Annotated in this window: 19 protein-coding genes; 5 read left to right on the forward strand and 14 right to left on the reverse strand. The window is 34.1% G+C overall.

Going from position 1 to position 25,024, the window contains the following annotated elements; genetic code table 11:
• The 4 genes from DR871_RS03305 to DR871_RS03320 all read left to right on the forward strand — a co-directional run bounded on the left by DR871_RS03305 (window position 1) and on the right by DR871_RS03320 (window position 3,713).
• Window positions 1-741, forward strand: a complete 741-nt coding sequence (locus DR871_RS03305) for a ribonuclease III family protein (RefSeq protein ID WP_113634187.1) — start codon at window positions 1-3, stop codon at window positions 739-741.
• 114 nt (window positions 742-855) lie between these two features.
• A complete protein-coding gene (locus DR871_RS03310) occupies window positions 856-1,344 on the forward strand; it encodes an IPExxxVDY family protein (RefSeq protein WP_113664869.1) in 489 nt (162 codons plus the stop codon).
• Between the two features lie 5 nt (window positions 1,345-1,349).
• A complete protein-coding gene (pyk, locus tag DR871_RS03315; RefSeq protein ID WP_113664868.1) occupies window positions 1,350-2,780 on the forward strand; it encodes a pyruvate kinase in 1,431 nt (476 codons plus the stop codon).
• Window positions 2,781-2,942: 162 nt separating this feature from the next.
• Window positions 2,943-3,713 (forward strand): Bax inhibitor-1/YccA family protein, encoded by a 771-nt coding sequence (locus DR871_RS03320; protein ID WP_113664867.1) that lies wholly within the window; start codon window positions 2,943-2,945, stop codon window positions 3,711-3,713.
• 55 nt (window positions 3,714-3,768) lie between these two features.
• On the opposite strand, the gene DR871_RS03325 is transcribed toward DR871_RS03320, so the two are convergent.
• From DR871_RS03325 to DR871_RS03335, 3 genes are all read right to left on the reverse strand, one after another.
• Window positions 3,769-4,284, reverse strand: a complete 516-nt coding sequence (locus DR871_RS03325; protein WP_113664866.1) for a PAS domain-containing protein — start codon at window positions 4,282-4,284, stop codon at window positions 3,769-3,771.
• 95 nt (window positions 4,285-4,379) lie between these two features.
• Window positions 4,380-5,462: a DNA polymerase IV gene (gene dinB, locus DR871_RS03330; protein WP_113664865.1), complete on the reverse strand. Its 1,083-nt coding sequence runs from the start codon at window positions 5,460-5,462 to the stop codon at window positions 4,380-4,382.
• Between the two features lie 45 nt (window positions 5,463-5,507).
• Complete coding sequence (locus tag DR871_RS03335) at window positions 5,508-7,595, reverse strand: recombinase (protein ID WP_113664864.1); 2,088 nt, start codon at window positions 7,593-7,595, stop codon at window positions 5,508-5,510.
• Window positions 7,596-7,891: 296 nt separating this feature from the next.
• On the opposite strand from DR871_RS03335, the gene DR871_RS03340 reads away from it, so the two are divergent.
• Window positions 7,892-8,359, forward strand: a complete 468-nt coding sequence (locus DR871_RS03340; RefSeq protein WP_113664863.1) for a CYTH domain-containing protein — start codon at window positions 7,892-7,894, stop codon at window positions 8,357-8,359.
• A gap of 1 nt (window position 8,360) precedes the next feature.
• On the opposite strand, the gene DR871_RS03345 is transcribed toward DR871_RS03340, so the two are convergent.
• From DR871_RS03345 to uvrC, 11 genes are all read right to left on the reverse strand, one after another.
• Window positions 8,361-8,873: a septal ring lytic transglycosylase RlpA family protein gene (locus tag DR871_RS03345; RefSeq protein WP_113664862.1), complete on the reverse strand. Its 513-nt coding sequence runs from the start codon at window positions 8,871-8,873 to the stop codon at window positions 8,361-8,363.
• A gap of 82 nt (window positions 8,874-8,955) precedes the next feature.
• Window positions 8,956-9,378: a hypothetical protein gene (locus DR871_RS03350; RefSeq protein ID WP_113664861.1), complete on the reverse strand. Its 423-nt coding sequence runs from the start codon at window positions 9,376-9,378 to the stop codon at window positions 8,956-8,958.
• A gap of 94 nt (window positions 9,379-9,472) precedes the next feature.
• On the reverse strand, window positions 9,473-12,778 hold the full coding sequence (locus tag DR871_RS03355) for a TonB-dependent receptor (protein WP_113664860.1): 3,306 nt from the start codon (window positions 12,776-12,778) through the stop codon (window positions 9,473-9,475).
• A 386-nt stretch (window positions 12,779-13,164) separates the two neighbouring features.
• Window positions 13,165-14,817, reverse strand: coding sequence for a glucose-6-phosphate isomerase (gene pgi, locus DR871_RS03360; RefSeq protein ID WP_113664859.1), 1,653 nt, complete (start codon window positions 14,815-14,817; stop codon window positions 13,165-13,167).
• A 178-nt stretch (window positions 14,818-14,995) separates the two neighbouring features.
• A complete protein-coding gene (locus DR871_RS03365; protein ID WP_113664858.1) occupies window positions 14,996-16,216 on the reverse strand; it encodes a M23 family metallopeptidase in 1,221 nt (406 codons plus the stop codon).
• Window positions 16,217-16,236: 20 nt separating this feature from the next.
• Window positions 16,237-17,172, reverse strand: a complete 936-nt coding sequence (locus DR871_RS03370; RefSeq protein WP_113664857.1) for a tryptophan 2,3-dioxygenase family protein — start codon at window positions 17,170-17,172, stop codon at window positions 16,237-16,239.
• A complete protein-coding gene (locus DR871_RS03375) occupies window positions 17,172-17,942 on the reverse strand; it encodes a DUF3108 domain-containing protein (protein WP_113664856.1) in 771 nt (256 codons plus the stop codon). The genes DR871_RS03370 and DR871_RS03375 overlap by 1 nt, the downstream gene beginning before the upstream one ends.
• Window positions 17,943-18,234: 292 nt before the next feature.
• A complete protein-coding gene (gene hppD / locus DR871_RS03380; RefSeq protein WP_113665459.1) occupies window positions 18,235-19,395 on the reverse strand; it encodes a 4-hydroxyphenylpyruvate dioxygenase in 1,161 nt (386 codons plus the stop codon).
• A gap of 214 nt (window positions 19,396-19,609) precedes the next feature.
• Window positions 19,610-20,767 carry a homogentisate 1,2-dioxygenase gene (locus DR871_RS03385; protein ID WP_113664855.1) on the reverse strand — a complete coding sequence of 386 codons (1,158 nt, stop codon included), beginning with the start codon at window positions 20,765-20,767 and terminating at the stop codon, window positions 19,610-19,612.
• A 185-nt stretch (window positions 20,768-20,952) separates the two neighbouring features.
• Window positions 20,953-23,151, reverse strand: a complete 2,199-nt coding sequence (locus tag DR871_RS03390; protein ID WP_113664854.1) for a patatin-like phospholipase family protein — start codon at window positions 23,149-23,151, stop codon at window positions 20,953-20,955.
• A gap of 36 nt (window positions 23,152-23,187) precedes the next feature.
• On the reverse strand, window positions 23,188-24,990 hold the full coding sequence (gene uvrC / locus DR871_RS03395; RefSeq protein WP_113664853.1) for an excinuclease ABC subunit UvrC: 1,803 nt from the start codon (window positions 24,988-24,990) through the stop codon (window positions 23,188-23,190).
• Between the last annotated feature and the right edge of the window lie 34 nt (window positions 24,991-25,024).

Here is a 25,024-nt window from a genome sequence, read left to right on the forward strand (position 1 = left end):
ATGCGTATAATCAGAAAAATATTCTCAAAATCCCGTTCTACAGAAGACGGGATTTTTTTTGATTCTATTCAGAAAATCTTAGGATTTGCTCCCGTAAATCTTGATTTTTATAAAAAAGCATTTACCCATCGCTCCTCAAATCGCCTCGATATTTTAGGAAATCCAATCAATTACGAACGTTTAGAATTTTTGGGTGACGCTATGTTAAGCTCTGTTATTGCTGCTCATTTATTCAATAAAGCACCCGCAGGTGACGAAGGTTATTTGACTAAAATGCGCTCTAAAATTGTGAGCCGAGAACACTTGAACGAATTGGGAAAAGATCTAAATCTAGTCCAATACATTGAAAGCAAAGTGCCGCTGCAGCATTTTGGAGAAAACATTCATGGTAATATTTTTGAATCATTAGTCGGAGCAATTTACCTAGACCGAGGTTATGTGTATTGCGAAAAATTCATTCAAAAGAGAGTCATAGTTCCTTACGTAGACATTGCAAGACTGGAAGGAAAAGTAATCAGCTACAAAAGTCTGATTATAGAATGGTGTCAAAAAGAGAAAAAAATATTTCATTATGATATTTTTGAAGACAATGCCATTGACGGACAAAGGCTGTTTGGTGTAAAACTGAGCATCGATAATAAAGTAATTGCAAAAGCAAGAGCAACTTCTAAAAAGAAGGCAGAAGAAAAAGCATCCCAACGTGCTTATTTTGCATTTCAAGAAAAAATGGATAGGAAATAATCCCAATTTTAATAAAACTATATCGTTTTCGTTCATAAATTAACAAAAACAACACGTTTTGAGGGGCTTATACTTCACTAGAAATACTATATTTACATCTTATTTTTTCATGAAATGGCTATTCATAAACTGGATCTTGGCGAATTTGACGAAATAGATTACTATCTTATTGCAATTCATACTTCCTTAGAAGACTATCGATTGGCATTTTTTATTAATCAAAAGCTGCCTATAAACCTAAGTAAAAATGAGAATGAAATTCAAATAAATATAAAAGAAGGAGAGACTAATTTTTCCAGATTTTATTACAATGATATGGAAAGTGCCATTACCTGGAATTTAATTCAAAATAAAAACGAGGTTGTCCAATATAAAAAAGGAACTACTCAAAATCTATTTTTGGACGTAACAATGGAAGTGGCAACAAAAGTCTTTTTACTTCCTGAGTTTAAAAAAGTAGACTATTTTTTAAAAATAGAAAACAATGACGATGCTATGGATGTATCCAAAATTCAGCTCCTATTAAATACCATAGACAGCATATCAACTGTTTATATAGTAGATACAAATCAAATCAAATCTAAAAACAATTTAATTTTTTAATACAAATGCTTACAAACAAAAAAACTAAAATTGTAGCCACACTTGGGCCTGCATGTAGTACAAGAGAAATCATTAAAGACATGATTGACGCAGGCGTGAATGTGTTCCGAGTAAATTTTTCGCATGCTGATTACGAAGATGTAAAAGAAAAGATAAACATTATCCGAGGCTTAAACGAAGAGTTTGGCTACACCACAGCAATCCTTGGTGATTTACAAGGTCCTAAACTTCGTGTTGGAGTTATGGAAGAAGGTGTTGTAGTACAGGACGGTGACTTAATTACTTTCACAACTGCTGAAGACATCCTTGGAACTGCAAAGAAAGTATTCATGAAATATCAAAACTTTCCAAACGATGTAAATCCAGGAGAAAGAATTTTGCTTGATGATGGTAAACTAATTTTTGAAATCGTTGAGACGGATAAAAAATCAGAAGTTATAGCAAGAGTAATTCAAGGTGGTGAATTGAAATCTAAAAAAGGAGTTAATTTACCAAATACCAAAATATCTCTTCCAGCAATGACTGAGAAAGATATTGCAGATGCTATTTTTGCCATTGGACAAAATGTAGACTGGATTGCATTATCTTTTGTAAAAACACCAAGAGACTTGCAAGATTTACAGGAATTAATTGCAGAACATTCTGAATATAAAATTCCAATCATTGCCAAAATAGAAATGCCGGAAGCATTAGAAAATATCGACAAAATTGTTGCGTATTGTGATGCTTTAATGGTTGCTCGTGGAGATTTAGGAGTTGAACTTCCTGCTCATGAAGTACCTTTAGTTCAAAAAGAGTTGATTCGCAGAGCTAAAACAGCTCGTATTCCAGTAATTGTTGCTACGCAAATGATGGAAACAATGATTACTTCACTTACACCTACCCGTGCAGAAGTAAATGACGTTGCCAACTCCGTTATGGATGGTGCAGATGCAGTGATGCTTTCTGGAGAAACAGCTACCGGTAATTATCCGGTTCAGGTTATTCAAAAAATGACTCAAATCATTGAAGCTGTAGAAGATTCTCCGCTAATTCAAGTGCCACAAAACACACCTCAAATAAAAACAAAACGTTTTATCACCAAAACAATTTGTCATCACGCTGCGACAATGGCAAACGTTATCAAAGCGAAAGCAATTTGCACGTTGACAAATAGTGGTTACACTGCTTTCCAAATTTCAGCTTGGAGACCTAATGCACACATTTTAGTTTTTACATCTAACAAAAGAATCCTTACCCAACTTAATTTATTATGGGGCGTAAAATCTTTCATGTACACTAAAGATGTAAGTACAGATGATACTGTAACGGATATCAATGAAATTGTAAAAGAAAAAGGCTTTGTACAAAAAGGAGATTTCCTTATCAATTTAGCAGCTATGCCAATAAAAGATAAAGGAATGGTTAACACCTTGAGAGTATCTGAAATTGAATAGCAAATGCTATTGAAAATAATTTAAAAGTCTGTCTCGTTTGAAAAATGAGACAGATTTTTTGTTTTAAAGACATTTTAAGATTCATCAAAAAAATTAGGAATAATTACACGGTCTTCTATTAAATAAAATTTATATTTGGTAGAACAAAAAAATACAATAATTATGAGTTTTAATTCTAAAAATCCATTTTTAAATAACAAAACTTTTTCCACTGCAGTTTCAAAAAATGAGCAAGTGCATCAAGCTACGGTCATTGATTACAATCAAGAGATGACTTTATCAGGCACCATCAATAAAAGTTTAATCTTATTTTTGCTTCTTACCGCATCTGCAACTGTAATCTGGTGGTTGACTTTTAACGGAATTAATCCTTTGGTTCCTGCTATTGGCGGCGCTGTTGTTGGATTAGTTTTAGTGCTTATTGCTGCTTTTAAACCACAATATTCTCCCTATTTGGCACCCGGATATGCATTATTCGAAGGATTATTTATAGGTGGAATTTCAGCAATATTCGAAGCAATGTATCCTGGAATAGTAATTCAAGCTGTAGGTGCAACATTTGTGACTTTTATGGTTTGTCTGGGATTATATAAGTATAAAATTGTTAAAGTAACCGAACAATTCAAATCAGTGGTAGTCGCTGCAACTTTAGCTATTGCAACGTATTACCTTATCTCTTGGGTGTTTTCTATGTTTACGAGTTTTGTTCCCGTGCATTATGGAAACTCCTTGATGAGCATTGGAATTAGCATTTTTGTTATTGTGATTGCTGCCTTAAATCTGTTTTTAGATTTTGATCGAATAGAAAAAGGAGCTGAACAAAAAATGCCAAAATACATGGAATGGTATGGTGCTATGGGACTAATGATAACATTGGTTTGGTTGTATATAGAATTTTTAAGATTGCTTTCTAAATTAAATAGTAAAAGCTAATTCCATAAATTAGCATAAAAGAAAAAACCTTTCAGAACTTGAAAGGTTTTTTCTTTTATGCAGCTTTCTCAAAAGCGATGTAATGACTTAAATCACCTTTAGTATTAAAAACAGGATATCCTTTTATCAAACAAGCATATACTTCTCCGTTCTTTTTATAATTCATTACAACTTTCTCAAAAGGTTTATGATCTAATATGGCTAGTCGAATTTCGTTTGAAGTAATTTGATTTGTCGCTTCACCTTGAAACATTTTTGGACTTTTACCTAAAATCTCTGCTTCTACATACCCGTTCATTTTTACGATATTCTGGGATGCAAAAACAATCTTCAATTTAGCATCAGTAACAATTATCACTTCATCTTTGAGACTATTTTCTATATCCCAGTTATTCTGAGTCCATTTGTTTTGGGAAGCAATTGAATTTAGTTTCTTTAAATCCAGGAAAAAACTTTTTACAGCAGTCAAAAATTCATTGTGAAAATCCCAACAAAAAATTGGAGCTTTTCTTACACTCAAACCATTGTGATACACCGCAATAGCCTCTTCATATTGTCTAAAATTATTCATGATATTTCGATTTAAAAAACCAAATTTAATTTTATTTATAACGATAAAACAACAATTTTAAGACTTTAACCATTGTTGAACGGTCAAACAATTAATTAAAAGTCGAATTTTAACTGCACCACCACAAACTTTTTATCCTCAGTATTCAAATTATTCAATGAAATTCCGAGTAAACGCACAGAATCTTTCATGCGCTCCTGATACAACAACTCCTTTACAATTTCTAAAATTAGTACTTTATCAGAAATAAAATATGGCAATGTTTTACTCCTGGTTTGTTGTGAAAAATCACTATATTTTATTTTCAATGTCACTGTTTTACCAGCCACATTATACCTTTTTAATCTTTTCTCCAATGCAGTCGCAATAACTTCCAATTTCTCTATCATAAAAATTTCAGATGAAAGATTGATATCAAAAGTATGTTCTGCAGCAACTGATTTTGTGATTCGATCTGATTTCACTGCGCTATTATGAACGCCTCGCACCACATGATAATAAAAAACTCCTGACTTTCCAAAATGCTTCTCAAGAAACTCTACCGATTTACTTTTTAATTCCAGACCAGTAAAAATACCCAGTTGGTACATTTTTTCGGTGGTCACTTTTCCAACACCATGAAACTTCCGAATAGGCAATTCCTCCAAAAACGAGATTACTTCATCTGGATTTACCGTTTTTTGTCCATTAGGTTTGTTGTAATCGCTGGCAATTTTTGCCACAAACTTATTGACTGATATCCCTGCAGAAGCGGTCAAACCTACTTCGTCAAAAATGCGCTTCCTTATTTCTTGTGCCAATAACGTAGCACTTGGATTTCCTTTTTTATTAGTAGTAACATCTAAATAAGCTTCATCAAGCGATAAAGGCTCCACCAAATCCGTATACTCGTAAAATATCTTTTGAATTTTACTTGAAATTTCCTTGTAACGATCAAAACGTGGCTTGACGAAAATAAGTTCCGGACAATTTTTCTTAGCCATAACTCCACTTATAGCGCTTCTGACACCAAATTTCCTCGCCTCATAACTTGCCGCTGCCACCACACCGCGATTTTCCGATCCACCTACCGCAATAGGTTTCCCTCGCAACAATGGATTGTCCATTTGCTCTACCGATGCATAGAAAGCATCCATATCTACGTGTATAATTTTCCTATTTGGAATTAATTCCTGCATCTTAAACGAATTGGCACACCGTTCTTATTTCATATCTTCTACACACTAAGACTTTTTTGGTTCGTCCGATTGTAAATAATTTTCAACCACAACTGATTTACTTTTCTTTTCTGTGGGAAAAAAGAAACTAATGGGTCTTGATTTAAAATGATTCCAAATGGAAACCGTAACAAATCGCAATTCAAACAACGAAATAGCCCGCGAACGGAATGCAAGACCTAATGAAAGACTGAAACTTACCATAAAATTCACTAAACCTATGATTCCAATTCCAAAAATACCCCAGAATAACATGGAATCACTCACTTCATAATTTGCTCCATATAATGCTAGAGCCAAGTTTCCACTACCAAAAGTGATGTGTCGAATGTCGAGATTTAATCCCAGAAACAATCCCACTGAAGCTGTACTTCCCATAAATATTCCAAACCAAAAATTTGAAATAATACCTGCCCATCTTTTTTCATACAATTTAGCCAGTTTCACAGTTCTAGTTTTTCCAAAATTTCTTTTAAGGAAAGGATGTTCAGTAATCCTAAAATAAACCTGATTGTGCTTGTCTCTATTTGCAACGCTACCTGAAATAATTCCAGATAAAAATAGAAAAACTCCTGCAATAGCCGCATGAAAAATTGCTAATGAATGTATGGGACTCAAATCAATCAATAAAGATTCCCATTTAGTTGCAGCAATATTGTAATGTAAGAAATGATCAATCAACCAAATTCCGAGTAATGAAACAGGAAAAGCCATAATCACATTTCCAACAAACGCAATAAACTGTGAGCGAAAAACCCGAGCAAAAAGAATGGCAAAGGCTTTATATTTTTCAGCATCTTTCCCTTTTTTCAGAACTCCTTCCTCTAGCGCTTTAATCAATGCAGAAGCCGTCATCGCAGGTTGTTTTGTTGCCAAAGTAAATCCCAAAAGATAAATAGCTATAAAACCAATCGCGTAGTTCATACTATAAAGAAATGCATGTCCAAAAAAACTGGTGTCGGCCTTAGAGAGCAGAACCTTAATAATACATAATATCCCCACAATGAAACCACCACCTAATGCGGTTCTGAACATTTTAAAATACTCACTACGACTATCGGTGATATAATGTTCACCTGTTTTAGCTGTGTGTTGTGTAATTTCATAAGAAATCAATTGAGTGCTTTCACTAACAAATTTTCGAACATTATTTTTATAACAATTGAATTTTATCAACCGTAACGCCAATATAATTCCATTATATTTTTTGTCTTTTTCTTTGTCAACAATCAGCAACGAAATTAGAAATTTTAGCCGTTCTAATTGCTGTCTAATTTTAAGTAAATTCTGATTTACACGAAGTGAAATTCCGTATTTTGAACTGTTATGAAATGCTTTCTCGACAAAACCTTCGCACTGCTTATGCAAAACCAACAACTGCGCATACGATAAATCGTCCGATACAATATAATGTCTATCCGAACTTCTAATCCGTTCTTCAATTAGGAATAATTCCTTTTCAAAAGCTGAAAACGGACTCTCAAGATCATCAAATTCCGGTACCATTTTGATCACATCCGTCTCCATAGCACGCCCACTGATTCGTTGTGTGAGTAAATGCATAGCAGTTAATAATTCAGACAAAACAGAGGTAGGTTCCGTACTATCATAAATGGATTTAAACTTCAAAAGATCATATAATTCTTCCAACTGACTTAATGGAATTTTGTTAATCCAAATACCGTCATTCGCAAGATAAAAAACTTGATTGAGAATATATTCTAAAGTATCTTTTTGGGGTTGATACGGCAAAAATCTAGCGAAAATTCGTTTTTGGACTTCAAAAATAAAATCTACATCCTGAAGAATTGCAGCATCAGCAAGAATTTTATTAAACTTTCTATCCTTTAAAATATCTTTGAGATATATAGAAAACTGTTTGCGACACGAAAAATTCTCCTTCAAAAAAGTAATGATCTCTTCTAAATCTACCCTTTGTACATTTTTGATTTTCAAAGGTCGCACTAAACGAATTAATTCAACAAGAGGCTCTAGAGTATCATTTGTTTCGCGCCATGATTGTGCTTCACCAAAAAACTCAGTTAAAAGTCCAGCAATGGTTGGCTTTGGTGTTCCTTTGAAAAATGCCTTCATTAGTTACATTCAATTTTTGTAAAAATACAAATCGGAAAACAAACTACTGTAACTTATTGATAAAATTACGGCTTGTAAAACAGAATCAGTAATCAAAATCTAATAAAGTAAAAATTTTAATACCTTTGAATCTTAAGAGACTTCAAATTAAACCAGAAATCATAAACTGAAAACAATGTTTTATTTTAAAAGTAACACAAAAAGCTTCTTTTTTAAAACATAAAATTTCTATACCGGAATAAAAAAAAATCCCACAGCAGAATTGAAAAAAAAATTTCTGTACTTATTTATAAAAAATGATTGAAATAGAAAGAAAATTTTTGGTTAAAAACGATTCCTTTAAGAAAGAAGCTTTCGCAAGAAATCACATTGCGCAAGGGTATTTAAATTCTGCTCCAGAGCGCACTGTTCGGGTTCGTATAAAAGGTGAAAAAGGTTTTTTGACGATAAAAGGAGCCTCAAATGACAGCGGATTGTCCAGATTTGAATGGGAAACAGAAATCCCAGTCTCCGAAGCTGAATCACTATTGCTTTTATGCGAGAAAGGCGTTATCGATAAAACCCGCTTTGAAATAAAACAGGGCAATCATGTATTTGAAGTAGACGAGTTTTACAGCGATAATGAAGGTTTGATTATTGCAGAAATTGAACTAGATTCTGAAAACGACACCTTTGAAAAACCAGATTGGCTGGGAAAAGAAGTAACGGGTGACATCCGATATTACAATGCCTATTTAAGCAAAAACCCATTCAAAAATTGGTGATTTACTTGTCCATTACTTCAATGGTTACCAGCATTCCCCCACTTCCCTTATTTGAAGTAATATCCATAAAAGCCCGCTTGGTAAGATCAATTTCTCGGGATTTGACAAAAGGACCCCTATCCGTAATTTCTACAATTACCCATTTTCCATTTTTTTCATTAGTAACTCTTACTTTTGTTCCAAAAGGTAGTTTTTTGTGTGCTGCCGTATATTTATCATTATCAAATTTCCTACCGCTGGTAGTTTTTCTTCCATTAAATTTATCCGCATAATAGGATGCATGCGCCTCTTTCTTGAAAGGTTTGAAAACACCTAAAACGCTAACTAAAGAATCTAGTTTCTTTTCTTGGTTTAAAATAGAACTTTTATTTTTTTTAATGGAGTCTTTTTGGACAACCGCTTTTTGAACAACAGCTTTTTGAACCAAAGATCTCTGCTTATCAGAAGCTGCACTTTGACTGTTGACCGAATTGATAAAAATAATTAAAAGAAGTAAAGTAATTGATTTTTTCATATCTATTTTGTTTTAGTTAACTCTATTTTACAAAAACCATACCTAGAAAAAAAAAGCTCTATTTCTAGAGCTATTTTGGGTTTTACAACCACATATTCCAAGGGATTCTACTCAAAATAAGTACTAAACCTAAACCGTAAAAAATAGAAAAAGTTTTAAATTTTGATTCACTTGTTAATAATTTTTTATGCTTAGACCAACCAATTGTTATTAAAGCAATTGCAACAATATTGATCAACGGATGCTCTAAAGATGTTAACCGCAATGCTTTGTCAGCCATTTGTCCAAATGACGCGAATCCTAAAGGAGACACAAAGTATAAAATGATACCAACTAATAACTGGATGTGAATTGCAATTAAGGCGAACAATGCAATTTTTCGATCTTTTGAAGTGAAATCTTTTTTAGAAAACATTCCAATAAAGGAATTAACTACCGCAACCACTAATACTAAAAGTGCTAAATAAGCCCAACCAGAATGAAATTTTTGAATGAAATCGTACATAAATACTGTTTTTGTTTTAACAAATATAAGAAAAAAAGGTATAAAAAAAACCACGCATAAAAGCGTGGTTTTTTATTTTTATAATTTTAAAGTATTATTTACCAAAAATATATCTAAGTGTAAATTGTGCTTGCCAAACATCAAAAGTTGAAGCATTTTTCTGGAAAGTATCTTTTATTAAAACTCTACTTCCATCAGCCTCTACTTGAGTTGCTAATTGATAAAAAGGAACATTCCCTGTAGCTGTTCTGTAGTTCAAAACATTAGCATTTGTTACTCTTTGTGTAACACCCCAATCTTTATTGATGAAATTTGTAAAGTTCAAGATATCAGCTCTAAATTGGAAATTGTTCTTTTTACCAGCAATAGTAATATAAAAATCTTGAGTTGCTGATAAATCTAGTCTATGTAGCATAGGTAATACTCCACCATTTCTTTCAGCATATTGCCCTCTTCTTGTTGAAAGGTATTTATCCTGATTAATGTAAAGATCGTAAGCAGCTTGTTGTTGTGCTTCAGAATAAGTAGTTACTACATTAACATTGTTCACCCTATTTGTAACTGCCAATGGTTGAAAACGAATTTCGTTTCCACTGTTAGGAACATAAATTAAATCATTCCCATTAACTAAATCTCCATTCATATCACCACCGTAGGCATAAGAAAATGGCCCAGATTGTTCTCCAATATACCCTAAGTTGATAGAAGTCGCTGCTCCTACATTTTTACCGTATTCGATTTTGTATCCAATAATACCAACTAATCTATGAGGCGTGTTATTGTTAGACAATGCTAATGGTAAATTGTTATTACCATTTACAGATCTAGCACCTGTCCATGAACCAGAAGCGATAGAACCAGGAGATAATAAATCATTTGCACTTGAATGTGTATATGCGAAAGATCCCCAAAGACCTTTTTTGTATGGATACTCTAATTTAAAAGTTGTAGAGTAAAATGTTCCTCTGTCAGTATTTGTCAAAACAACTGCACTAGAAACATTATCATTTACACGAACACCTGCATCAGTACGAGCGTATCTTGGTCTGTTATCAGGACCACTAAAAGTTCCAACCGGTGCATCAAAATTAGCATTGTAATAATGTATTGCATTAATATTTCTTTGAAAGATTCCTTCTACAGTACCTACAAAACCAAATGGAAGTTTTTGATCAACTGCTATATTAGTTTTCCAAACTTGTGGGAATTTGAATTTTTTATCTGTAAATGCCAATTCAAATGTAGTAGGAAGCGTTGGAGTTTCAGGAATGAAATAATCATTAGGATTCGGAGTAAAACCATATCCACCTGCAGCTAATGGTGCTCCACTTACGTCTACAAAACCTGTAAGTACACCATTATTTCCAATAGCATTAGACAAATAAACTGAAGGTGCTCTACCTGTAAAAACACCACTACCTCCACGAAGTAATGTACTCGCATCACCTTTCAAGTCTAAGTTGAAACCAACTCTTGGTTCAAACAAATATTGAGTATCAGGCATGTCACCAGTATTAAATTTTTGTCCTTGTCCAAAAGTTAAAGCTGTAACTGCAGGATTTTCAAGAGCTGTATCAGCAAACCAAACTGCTGTTGCACGAAGTCCTACTGTTAATTTAAACCTGTCACTCAATTTCATTTCATCTTGAGTATACAAATCCAATTTATTTGACTTAAAGATCTGTAAAGGTTCTACAGCTCCCGGTAAAGCAGAATATCTAAATTGAAAACGTGCAGGAAGTGCCGTTGTTGATGGAATACCTCCTGTATTAGCAGATTGATTAGCCGCAGCATAAAAATCTGTCAATGAATTAAAGATATAAACACCGTTTGAGCCTGAGAAGAACAAGTTACTTGATTTAAAATACTCAAAGTTAGCTCCAAATAACAAAGAGTGTTTCCCAATAGTTTTAGTCAAATTATCTGTAAAGTGTAATGTAGAATACGAAAGTTTGTTTCCTTGAGTAAAAGGATCTAAACCTGCTGAAATATAAGTGTTTGCTCCATTCTTTATATCAATTGTTGGAAACAAACCACCACCTTGTAAGGCTCTATCTTCAATTTGTTTGTCGTAACCAGCGATAAAGTTGTTGTACCAAGAATTGCTTAATTTACTATTCAATTCTAAAACAGCTGATCTAGTATTATCTAAAATAACATAACCACTATTCTTGAAAGACATTGCAAGCGGACTTGTTCTTCTATTACCAAAACCTAATGAATTAGAGTTTGAAGTTAATTCATCCGAATTAGAGTCATGAAAAACGTAACGAGCTGTTAATTGATGATTGTCATTAATATTCCAGTCAAGTCTTGCAAGGAATTTTTTTGAAATTCTCTCCGCATCATAATTTTCCCAAGGACCAGTCGTATAATTGAACTTGTCTTGTAAAAAAGTAGAAAGCGTTTGCATTTCAGCAAAAGTAGGTGCAGAAACCTGAGCACTTGCTTGTGGAGAACCCGTAGATGTCCAAGTTGTAGCTGGGCTTATGTTCTCTAATGTTTCAAAATTTCCAAAGAAAAACAATTTATCTTTAATGATTGGCGCTCCTATTCTAGCTCCCCAAATTTTTTCTTCAAATTTTCCAGGAATAACTACTCTGTCTCCAGCTTTAGTTCCTATAAAATCTTTTTTATTGCTACGGAATGAATTATAAACCGATCCCTCAACTTCATTTGTTCCACTTTTAGTAACTGCATTTATTCCTGATCCTAAAAACCCTGACTGACGCACATCATAAGGAGCAATACTTACTTGTAATTGTTCGATAGCATCTAAAGAGATAGCTGTAGAACCAGTTCTTCCTCCTGCTTGTGAATCACTACCTAAACCAAAACCATTATTGAATACAGAACCATCAATAGTAAAGTTATTTAATCTTGAATCCTGTCCTCCAAAAGTACCATTACTACCTGCATTGGCATTGTACTTGGTGATTGAATTTATTGAACGTGCTCCAGTTACAGGAACAGCTGTGATTTCTCTGTTTGAAAACTGTTGAGAAGCTCCAGTTCTTCCTTTATTAAAATTCCCTTTCGATTTTGTAGAAACAATTACTTCATTCAAAGCATTTGATTCTTCTTCTACAACAATATTCACAGTCAAATTATTTCCTAAAGGAGCATTGATTTCTGTAATTTCTGTTGTTTTATAACCAACATAAGTTACTTTAACAGTGTAAGGACCACCTGGTCTAATTCCTTGAACAGCATACCCTCCATTATAATCTGTAGTTGAATAATATTTAGTCCCAGTTGGATTGTGTCGAACCTCAACTGAAGCACCTGGAAGGGTCTCTCCAGAATTTGATTTAACAGTACCAGACATAGCAGAACTAGTAACCTGCGAGTGTCCTACAGCTGATAAAAAAATAATCAAAATAAAAATAATTCTTTTCATTTTTGTTTCTTGTTTAGTTTAAAAATATTTGGCAAAAATATAACATTTTTACTTTAAAAAGTTAACACAACGTTAAGAATGGCGTTAATTATTAGCTCGACATTTCACTTAAAACATTTTTTGCCGTATTTTAAGTGAATAAAATAGTTTTCAATAGATATAAATGATTTTTATTGAATAATTCACATATAATTTTCAATAATCAACATTAAAAAAATTAATATATATTTAAAAAAACTATTATAACAGAGTCACTTACCCACAAAAAAACCCTGATTTAGGTTAAATCAAGGTTTTTGAGACTTTTAAACTACTAAAAAGAGGAGTAAAATCGAAATCTTATGAAAAATTCATAAAATTTTAAGTATTAATTTCAAAAATCAATACTACTTATTTAACAAAAAATGATTTAGCAAAAAAGTTGTGGAACTGTCATGACTATTAACCGTTTTTGTATTAATTTCATCCAAAATAGAGTTTGCTAATTGTTTTCCCAACTCAACTCCCCACTGATCAAAACTAAAAATATTCCAAATAACACCTTGCACAAAAATCTTATGCTCATACATAGCAATCAATGAACCTAACGTTTTTGGTGACAACTTTTGGATTAAAATAGTATTCGTTGGCTTATTCCCTGAGAAAACTTTAAATGGTAAAAGAAATTTAGCTTTTTCCTCTGAAACACCTTGTTTATCAAATTCGGCTTGAACTTGCTCTTCTGATTTTCCATGCATCAAAGCTTCTGTCTGAGCAAAAAAGTTAGACATCAATTTATCATGATGATCATTGTCTCCATATAAAGGAGTTATGAATCCAATAAAATCTGCAGGAATCAATTTTGTTCCCTGATGAATTAACTGAAAAAAAGCGTGTTGTGCATTCGTTCCTGGTTCTCCCCAAATAATAGTTCCCGTTTGATAATTTACTGGCTTCCCATCTCGTCCAACACTTTTACCATTACTTTCCATAGTTCCTTGTTGCAAGTAAGGCGCTAATTTTTGTAAATATTGTGTGTACGGAATCAAGGCTTCACTTTCAGCACCAAAAAAATTATTGTACCAGATACTCAATAATGCTAAGATAACGGGCATGTTTTTATCAAATTCTTCCGTCTTGAAATGCTCGTCCATTTCACTAGCTCCTTGTAGTAATTCATCAAAGTTGTCGTATCCAACAGCTAAACTTATCGTAAGTCCAACAGCACTCCACAAAGAGAATCTTCCGCCAACCCAATCCCACATTGGGAAAACATTGTCCGGGTTAATTCCAAACTCAGTTACTTTTTGAATATTAGTCGAAACTGCGACAAAATGTTTAGCAATATCTTCTTGTGTTGTGCCAAAGTCTTTTGACAAAAACCATTTTCTGATTGTTTCAGAATTAGTCAACGTTTCTTGTGTGGTGAATGTCTTGGAAACAATTACAAATAAAGTAGTTTCCGGATTTAGCTTTTTTATAATCTCATTAACATGATCACCGTCCACATTTGAAACAAAATGAACATTAAGATGATTTTTATAGAATTGCAACGCCTCAACTGCCATCGCGGGACCTAAATCAGAACCTCCAATACCAATATTAACTACATCCGTAAATGCTTTGCCGGTAAAACCTGTTCTTTCCCCAGAAGTAACCTCGTTCGTAAATGCTTTTATTTTATTTTTTACTTCATAAATTTCAGGAATCACATCAATTCCTTCCACTTTAACAACTGCAGACTGACTGGCACGTAATGCTGTATGAAGTACCGCTCTATTTTCTGTTTGATTAATTATTGCTCCTTCAAAATAATCAGCAATGGCGCTTTTAAGCCCAACTTCATCAGCCAATTCTAACAACAACTGAATCGTATCCGTATTGATAATGTTTTTAGAATAATCTATTAAAAAATCATTCCACTGTAAATTAAATGTGTTCGCTCTCGAAGGATCCAATTGAAATAATTCTTGCATCGAAGCTTTTTGCATTTCGTTGTAATGCAATTCAAGTTTCTTCCAAGCATTTGTTTCTGTTGGGTTTATAGTATTTAAAGCCATTATAAAGGATTTGTAGTATTGTTAAAATTGGGACAAAAATACTCAAATTTGTTTTAATGGAAAATGGGTTTTGATTTATATAACAATTTAGCCTTAAAACCATTGAATTGTGCTGTTGTGAAATACCATTAGGTAATTCCTTTTTATCAGCGTAACAATACTTTAAAAAATTGTCAGGTTACAAATTAGCAATACTATCTAACTCAAACTTCAAAGGCGTTATTTGTGCAAGAAAACGGCTTTTATTGCTTCCGGTCATAGGCTCGCCAGTAGGTAATTTTAGCCTTAGCGCATCCACTTGCTTTCCGTTTTTCCAGAAACGATAACATACATGCGGCCCTGTTGCGAGACCTGTACTTCCTACCAAACCAATAACTTGCCCTTGAGTAACACGCTGTCCGCGTCTCACTAAGATTTTTGACATGTGCAGGTATTGTGTAGAATAAGTTCCATTGTGTTTTACTTTTACAAAATTTCCGTTTCCGGCCGTAAAACCACTTTGCTCTACAACACCTCCAGCGGTTACAGTAATAGGAGTTCCGCGTGGCGCTGCATAATCCGTTCCTTTGTGCGCTTTCCATCGGTGTTGAACCGGATGAAAACGACTTGATGAAAACCGAGAAGATATTCTGCTGAATTTTATGGGCGATTTTAAAAAGAAATTTTTAAGTGTTTTTCCTTGCTCATCGTAGTATTCTATTTTATCTGAATTGGGATTTTGAGCAAAAGGAAATGCGTAAATAATTTTTCCTCGGTACTCAAAAAAAGAAGCTTCGAGTTCCTCCACTCCATCATAAACTGAGTCATTTATAAAGCGCTCTGTAAACGTTATTGCAAAACGATCGCCTTTTTTGAGTTTCATAAAATCAATAGAATAGGCGTAAATTTTAGCTATTTTACTAGCCAAAACACCTTCAATCTTGGCGTTGCCCAAAGTTTCGGATAATGATTCTTTTAAAACTCCACCAATAGTACGTCGCTTGATGGTAATGGGTTTTATCTTTTTATAAACAACAATTGCTGTATCTCGGAAATCAACTACGTAATAACTTAAATTATCCGGTTGATAAATAAAAACCTGTAATTCATGCTTCTTGTTTTTGGACCGAAGCATTGTAAAAGGCTTATTTATCCTGATACTTCTCACATTAAAGCTGTCTCTTACTTTTGCAATAATATCATATACTTGGCGATCTCCTATATTTTGTTCTTCTAATAAAGTTCCAAAAGTATCTCCCCTTTTTACAGTGTCATTAACTATATTAAAATCCGCAAGAACAAACCCAAATTCACTTTTTTTAGGAACAAGTTTTACTACTTTTTCGGGAACTATTTCCTCCGTTTTTTTACATGATACTAAAGAAAATAATGCTATTATGACTATAAATATTTTTTTCAAACTGTGTTTTTTAATTCAACTTACATTTCTACTCCCCAATTTTCTAATTCATGGCTACTCCACAATTCCGGGAAGAAAATTCTTCTTTGATATTTAGGATGCATGTATTTTTTCCAGTCACTTCCACCAGTAGCTTCGCCATCTCCTTTACCGCTTTGATCAATATATTTTTTTGCTGTATTCAAATGTTGCATTACCCAAGTAATATTCACCGTATGGTCATAATGACGCATCGCTTGAACTAATTCGGGATTTTTTTGATCTAATTCCGGCAGTTGCTTAAATTTTTGCCAAATATTTATGGTGTTGTATTCCTCCATGTGCGCTAGGAATTCCTTCTTGTATTTTTTTTCAAATTCCTCCAGTAAAAAAGATTTCTTTCCAGTATGATAATCTTTCCCCGCGGCTTGCCAATACAGATGTTCCAATGCAAATTCATACGGTGTATTTCTGTCTATTGTATCTCTATAACGGTGATCAATCAGGTTTATTAGATCAGTAGAAGAAAATTCTATTAGGCGGTATTGAGCGCTTTGAAAACCACTGGCAGGTGTCAGTGTATTTCTAAATTTCATATATTGGTCCACTTCCATTCCATCTCCCATAATACTGAAAGAGGTAGTCAACATATCAAAATAACGACTGATTCGCATTAATCGCTCCGTGAAAAAAACTGTATTAATGTTTTCACAATAGGAAATTTGTCTCATCTCCCAAAGTATCATTTTAAATATCAATTCGTTAACCTGATGATACATGATAAAAACCATTTCGTCAGGAAGCGTCGTTCTTTGAATTTGCAGATTCAACAAAGCATCTGTTTGAATATAATCCCAATATGTGATTGGTTTTGACCACAATAACCCTTCTAGCTGCGTCTCCGTTTTTTGATTTATTGCTTCATATTTAAGCTCAATTTCTTTTAAAATAGCTTCTGAATTGTCGTTATTGCTCATTATTTTTTTGTTTTAAAAGGATTTTTCAAACCTTTATACGCTTCTATATCTGCCTTTATTGATCCCACCGCCAAACTCGCTTTTATTCTAAGTGGTACTTTATTATCATCATCCGAAATCCAAACTGTAAGACTCTCCTGCTCTTTAAACACACGTCCTGATTGTACTAAAGGTCTAAAAATCATTGCTGGAACAACGCCAAATTTAGTGGTTATATTTTCTCTCCCCATAAACTTTAGCTTGAATTTAGTAGTTTCATCATCAAAAAACATGTCTATTGCCACTGATTCCCCAATTTTTAACTTATCAATATTAGGGTGATTCCTTAAATAATAAAATGTAGACAGAATATCCTGTGTGTTTTTTGGGACGTAAAGTGTTTTTTCAGTTTTATGTTTGTAATCCTTTACAACAACTTTATTAACAGACTGATTAAAAAAACCTTCTTGGTTTTTTGTATATCCGCCTTCGTCAATTTTTCGAACAAACTGGTATGGATTTCTAGTTTCCTTGTCAATATAACTTTCGTACAAGTCATCTACTTTGAAGAAAAAACGCGACATACCCGTGGTGTATCCTCTCCCAACGACGTGAAAAGTTTTTTTATTGTTGAACGTGGCATCTTTTACTTCTAATGTGGCATAACCTGCATTCACTATTCCGTAATGGATTCTGAATTTAAAATATTCTCCCACACCATAAGCGTCTTCCTGAGGAGAATTAAAGCTTACCGTTATAAGCAATACAAAGAATAAGATTAATTTTTTCATTACTTATTTTGTCAATTTATTGACTGTATTAGCAAAATTTGTTCCAAATATATCAAAACAAAAAAACTCAGTCAAATAATGACTGAGTTTTTATGCTATTAACTAACCAAAAAACTATAAACTATGAAATTTATATGAAATCAGGAAGGAAACCACCCCTTCCCTTTTTGCGAGTGCAAAGGTAGCTAACAAATTCAGTTATTCTTTCTAAAAATAAAGTTTAACACAACATTTGCAAAAAAATATGCTGTTCATCGGTTATTTTTTCATAATATGTAAAAATAACACGTTTCTATAGCGTTCCTCGCAATTGCTGTTCTCGCTCAATTGATTCAAATAGCGCTTTAAAGTTTCCCGCACCAAAGCCTTTAGCTCCCATTCTTTGAATAATTTCAAAAAACAAGGTTGGTCTGTCTTGTACTGGTTTAGTGAAAATTTGCAATAAATATCCTTCTTCATCGGCATCAACCATAATGGCGAGTTTCTCGATTTCGTTTAAATCTTCTTTCATCATTTTCATGTGATCGCCCAATCGCTCCGGAATTGCTTCATAATACGTATGCGGAGGAGCGGATAAGAATTCGATTCCTCTGGCTTTCAATTGCGATACCGTTTTGATAATATCTTCCGTTGCAATTGCGATATGCTGAATTCCAGGTCCGCCATAAAAGTCCAGATATTCCTCGATTTGTGATTTTTTCTTTCCTTCGGCAGGTTCGTTGATTGGAAATTTGATTCTTCCGTTTCCGTTTGACATTACTTTACTCATCAACGCCGAATATTCCGTATTGATTTGTTTGTCATCAAAAGAAAGGAAATTCACAAATCCCATTACTTCTTCATAGAACTTAACCCAAGTATTCATTTCGTTCCAACCCACATTTCCCACCATGTGGTCTATGTATTTTAATCCTGTTGGCTCCGGATTGTAATCCGATTTCCATTCTTTGTATCCTGGTAAGAAAACACCTTTGTAGTTTTTGCGTTCTACAAAAATATGAACGGTTTCTCCGTACGTGTAAATTCCGGAACGCACTACTTCTCCAAACTCATCTTTCTCTACGGTTGGCTCCATAAAAGAGCGCGCTCCACGTTTGATAGTTTCTTCGTAAGCACCAGTAGCATCTTCTACCCATAGAGCAGCTACTTTCACCCCGTCACCATGTTTTCTCAAATGTTCATGAATTGGAGAATCCTGTGTTAATGGCGTGGTCAATACAATGCGGATCTTATCTTGTTTCAGCACATACGATGTTCTGTCTCGTACTCCGGTTTCTAGTCCGGCATACGCCAAAGACTGGTAACCAAAAGCGGTTTTATAATAATGTGCAGATTGTTTTGCGTTTCCTACGTAGAATTCTACGTAATCGGTTCCTAGTAAAGGCAGGAAATCTTGTGCTCCTTCAAATATTTTTTCTAGCCCGTATTCTACTGATTTAAGTTCTTTTGACATGGTATTTATTTTTTGATTCGGTACTTCTAGTTTTAGAACACGGATGACGCGGATTAAACTGATGTACACGGATGTATTAATTTAAAATTATGTTGTTGTTTATTCTAAAGCCCTAGCCCTGATGGTCGAATTGCTCTCGCAATTACCTTTTCTGGTCTCGTTTTTTTAACGAGACCAGAAAAAGATAAAGCGTACAGCAGGAAATAGCTCCTTATTACTCTACCCAAGATTTATAGTACTGACCATCATCTAATCCCATCGCTTCTTCAGTTACCATTAAAGGGCGAAAGGTATCGACCATTACGGCTAATTCATGGGTTTCTGTATGACCTATACTGCGTTCCATGGCTCCCGGTGCGGGTCCGTGTGGAATGCCTTTTGGGTGTAATGTAATGTGACCTTGCTCGATATTATTACGGCTCATGAAATCGCCATCTACATAATACAAAACCTCATCACTATCAATATTACTGTGATTGTAAGGCGCTGGAATGGCTTTTGGGTGGTAATCGTACAGTCGCGGACAGAACGAACAAACGACGAATGTTGCCGTTTCGAAGGTTTGATGGACCGGTGGCGGCTGGTGTACGCGACCCGTTATAGGTTCAAAATTATGAATGCTGAATCCGTAAGGGAAATTATAACCGTCCCAACCCACAACATCAAAGGGATGCGTGGCGTAAACGACTTCATGCATCATTCCTTCTTTCTTGATTTTAATTAGAAAATCGCCTTTTTCATCGTGCGTTTCTAACTCGTTTGGCAAAATAAAATCACGCTCGCAAAACGGCGAATGTTCTAAATGTTGCCCTGATTCGTTTTTATAGCGTTTTGGTGTATAAAAAGGCGCAAATGATTCAACGTAAAACAATCTGTTTTCCGAAGTTTCAAAATCAATTTGGTAAATCATTCCGCGAGGAATAATTAAGTAATCGCCATATTCGAAAGGAATATTTCCCATCATGGTACGCAATTTTCCTTTTCCTTTATGGATGAAAATCATTTCATCGGCATCGGCATTTTTATAGAAATAGTTACGTAATGATTGCCTTGGCGCGGCTAATCCTATCGTACAATCTTTGTTGACCAACATAGCTTTGCGGCTGTCCAAAAAATCGTCTTCTGGTTTTAGCTCAAAGCCTTTCAGTAATAATGATTTGATGTTTTTTCCAATAGCAATTTTGGGCTCTACTGAATAGGATTTTAGAATTTCCTTGACTTGCGTAGGCCTGTGAACGTGATATAACAATGACGAATGACCGTGAAAACCTTCTGTTCCAAAGAGTTGTTCGTAATACAAACCACCCGTTGGTTTTTCGAATTGTGTGTGTCTTTTTTGAGGAAAACTCCCCAATTTATGGTATAAAGGCATGATTTTTTTGTTTAAAAGTGTAACAAATTAAAGTTGAGATTACTTTATAATGTGCTATGATAAATCAAAAAAAAGAATACTTACTCAGGATTTCTCTTGATAAGGAATTGAAGATACTCTAATAAACCTAGCCATTTTGTTTTCATTATAACAAATATCGGAATTATTATTGAAATAAATTATAATTAAAACAAAAACCCAATACTAAACCATGTAAATCCTTTGGGCTGTTCTGGAGACCAAGAATATTTTATTTCTATGGGTCCAATCACTGTTTCTAAACCATATCCAACGGCATAACCAGAATATTTCGGAATCGAAACCCAATCCACTGATTCAAAAATCCGATCTCCAATATTAGCAAAATTTGCTGAAAAATTGACGTGGTTTTTCTTCAAAAACTCATAATCTAGCGTTCCCGTTGATTTTATATAACTATTGGCTGCCACGCTCAAATAATCGTACCCGTATAAATATTTAAAATTATTCAACGGATTAAATCCATACCCTCCTAAAACAAAATTAAAAAAGGCAACACTTTCCTGACCAAAAGAAAATCCGGCATCGGTTTGAAATTTTACAGTGGCGTTTTTAAACAAAGTTGCTGCAACTCCAAAATCTCCTTTGGCAATGGAATACGGTTTGAAATCACCTGTATAATTGGACGACAATAAATACGATTGAACATCACCTGTGAAATACCATCCTTTTTTAGGGAAATATTTATTATCAAATGAATCGTATTTCATGTACCCAAAAAGACTAAAATAATTACTGTTGTCAATTATTGGGTCAACAGTAGCAAGTGTTTCTGATTTTATCTTTAAATATTTAAGTTCTACACCGCCGCCTATCAAGAATTTCTGAACAAATAAAGACTGGAAATACGCCTGATTTGTAATGTCCGTAAAGTCCACATTCAGAGAATTTATATCCGGATTATTGAGCGTTGTACTGCTTATTCCTTTGGCTACGTTTCTATTGAATTGGTTATAGTGTGATTTGAAACCAAAACTCAAATTGAATCCGTTTTCAATATAGTAATCAAGATTATACCTGATATTATCACCTAAAACAATATCAAATGAAGCTACATCATTTTTAAAAATTGCTTTTTTACGCGTCAAATTCACTAAAACACCACTTTTGAACAAATTATCATAGTGCAATCCAAATTTCAAATATGTTTTTGTCGGATTCTCTCTCAGATTAATATTCAAATCAACATCTTGCTTGTTTGCTTCCAATGAATACGAAATGGAGCTGAAATTTTTAGTTGCATTAATATTATTAATTCCCTTTAACAAATCATCATAACAGGTTTTTGCTCCAGGTTTAAATTTTAATTTCCCAACAACATACTCTTTAGTATAATTATCTAATTCGTTGCTGTTTATCGCTCTGATTTGCAGGCTGTCTGACCTTAACTCCATCTTTGGTTTGTGATATGGATCAGACATATCCACAATATTTTTCAATTGTTCATAAACAGCAAATGTTGCTTCTTCTCCTTTTCTTATAATTTCATCTCCCTTATCAAAAGAAACCACGCCGTATTGAGAAATGTCTGGTTTTATATAAATATCAGTGTTGGATATATTCTTCTTCATTCTTTCGATAGACTGAAGACTGGTTATTTGGACTAAAATTTTAGTTGCATCTTTAAGTTGTGTTCGATCCAATAATCCATCCTGAACATCAACACCTATTATGATATCAGCACCTAATTTCCGAACCTCTTCAATTGGGTAATTATTCACAACGCCACCATCTACCAAAATTTTCCCATCAATTTCCACAGGAGAAAACAAAGAAGGAAATGCTGAACTTGCAATCATGGCCTGCGCCAAATTCCCTTTATTCAACAGCACTTCTTCTCCGGTTTCAATATTAGTACCAATACATAAAAAAGGAATCGGAAGCTTATTGAAATCTTTGATATGCCTTACGTTTCTAGTAATCCTAGTCAATAAATTATAATTGTACATTCCTTTAGACAAGGCTTCGGGAATTCCAATTTTCATTTTATTAAATGGTAAAACCAGCGCATATAACTCGTCATTTCTTCTTTCGTAAAAATTTTTAGATGATCTGGGAATAAAATCGTTGATTAATTCACTGAAATTTGTCGATTGAAAAATAGAATCAATTTGAGTTGCATTATATCCAGAAGCGTAAAGGCCGCCAATAACCGCACCCATACTGGTTCCGCCAATGTAATCAATCTTGACACCAGCTTCCTCTAATACTTTCAAAACTCCAATATGAGCAAAACCTTTTGCACCACCACCACTTAAAACCAAACCTATTTTAGGTCTTTTTTGCTCTTGCGAAAACACGGTCAAACTGATAAAAACAATGAATAATAGTACGATTTTTTTCATAAGCAGCAATTTGTTCCGTAATAGAATCTGATGGTGTTAATTTTCTTTTGTTGCCTTGTAAAATTCGGTAATTTTTTTGGCTTTTGATACACCTATAACGTCCGAAATTTCTTTTTCTGTCGCTAATTTCAATCTTTTAACACTTTTGAAGTGTTGAATCAAAGTCAGCATTGTTTTTTCTCCAATGCCGGGAATGCTTTCTATCGAAGAATTCAGCGCTGCTTTACTCCTTTTGTCCCGGTGATGCGTAATCCCAAAACGGTGCGCTTCGTTTCGCAATTGCTGGATAATTTTCAGTGTTTCAGATTTTTTATCTAAATACAACGGAATAGAATCTCCCGGATAAAACAGCTCTTCCAGTCTTTTGGCAATACCAATTATGGCAATTTTTCCTCGAAGCCCTAATTCATCAATACTTTTCAGTGCCGATGATAATTGTCCTTTTCCACCATCAATAATGATTAAATTCGGCAACGGTTGATTTTCATCAAGCAATCGTTTGTATCTTCTGTAAACCACTTCGGTCATCGAAGCAAAATCATCGGGCCCTTCGACCGTTTTTATATTAAAATGGCGGTAATCTTTTTTGCTGGGTTTCCCATCTTTAAAAACCACACAAGCTGCCACAGGATTTGTTCCTTGAATATTTGAGTTATCAAAACATTCGATGTGTCTTGGCTCGACCGGCAATCGCAAATCTTTTTGCATTTGAGCCATAATTCGTTTCGTATGGCGATCCGGATCTACAATTTGCAATTGTTTGAGTTGTTCAATTCGGTAAAACTTAGCGTTTCGGATTGACAAATCCAAAATTTGCTTTTTATCGCCTAGTTGCGGAACGGTGATTTTTATATTCTCTCCCAAGTCCACATGAAACGGAACAATAACTTCTCTGGACAGCAAATGAAAACGCTCTCGCAGTTCAATAATCGCCAATTCTAATAACTCTTCATCCGTTTCGTCGAGTTTCTTTTTGATTTCCATCGTATGAGAACGAATAATCGAGCCGTGAGAAATTTGCAGGAAATTCACATACGCCGCGCTTTCATCTGAAACAATCGAAAACACATCAATATTGGTGATTTTTGGATTTACAATCGTGGATCGCGATTGGTAATTCTCTAAAATCTCAATTTTTTCCTTTATTTTTTGCGCTTCTTCAAAATGCATGTCAGCAGCTAAACTGGTCATAACACGTTTAAAATCTTTCATGCTCTCTTTGAAATTTCCTTTCAGGATTTCGCGAATAGCATCTACTTGTTTTTGGTAATTCTCCAAAGTTTCATAACCTTCACAAGGCCCCATACAATTACCAATATGATATTCAAGACAAACCTTAAATTTACCGCTTTCAATATTGCTTTTACTCAAATCAAAATTGCAAGTTCGTAGCGGATACAGTTCTTTGATCAGCTCTAAAATAGTACTTACGGTCTTAAAACTGGTGTAAGGACCAAAATATTCCGACCCATCTTTGACCATTCTGCGGGTTGCAAAAATGCGCGAAAAAGGTTCTTTCTTGATACACAACCACGGATAACTTTTATCATCCCGCAACAATACATTATAACGTGGCTGCAGGGTTTTTATAAGGTTATTTTCTAATAAAAGCGCATCGGTCTCCGTAGGGACAACAATGTGTTTTATTGTGACAATTTTCTTTACAAGCACATTGGTTTTAGCCGTATCATGAATTTTATTGAAATAAGAAGAAACTCGCTTTTTAAGATTTTTGGCTTTGCCCACATACAAAATTTTCCCTTCTTTGTCGTAATATTGGTATACGCCGGGATTATCAGGCAAGGTTTGGATTTGTAGGGCTAAAGTTGTTGGATTCATGTAACAAAGTTAATCTCAAAAATCCCCAAATACA

Source organism: Flavobacterium petrolei, assembly GCF_003314435.2.
Classification (GTDB): Bacteria; Bacteroidota; Bacteroidia; order Flavobacteriales; family Flavobacteriaceae; genus Flavobacterium; species Flavobacterium petrolei.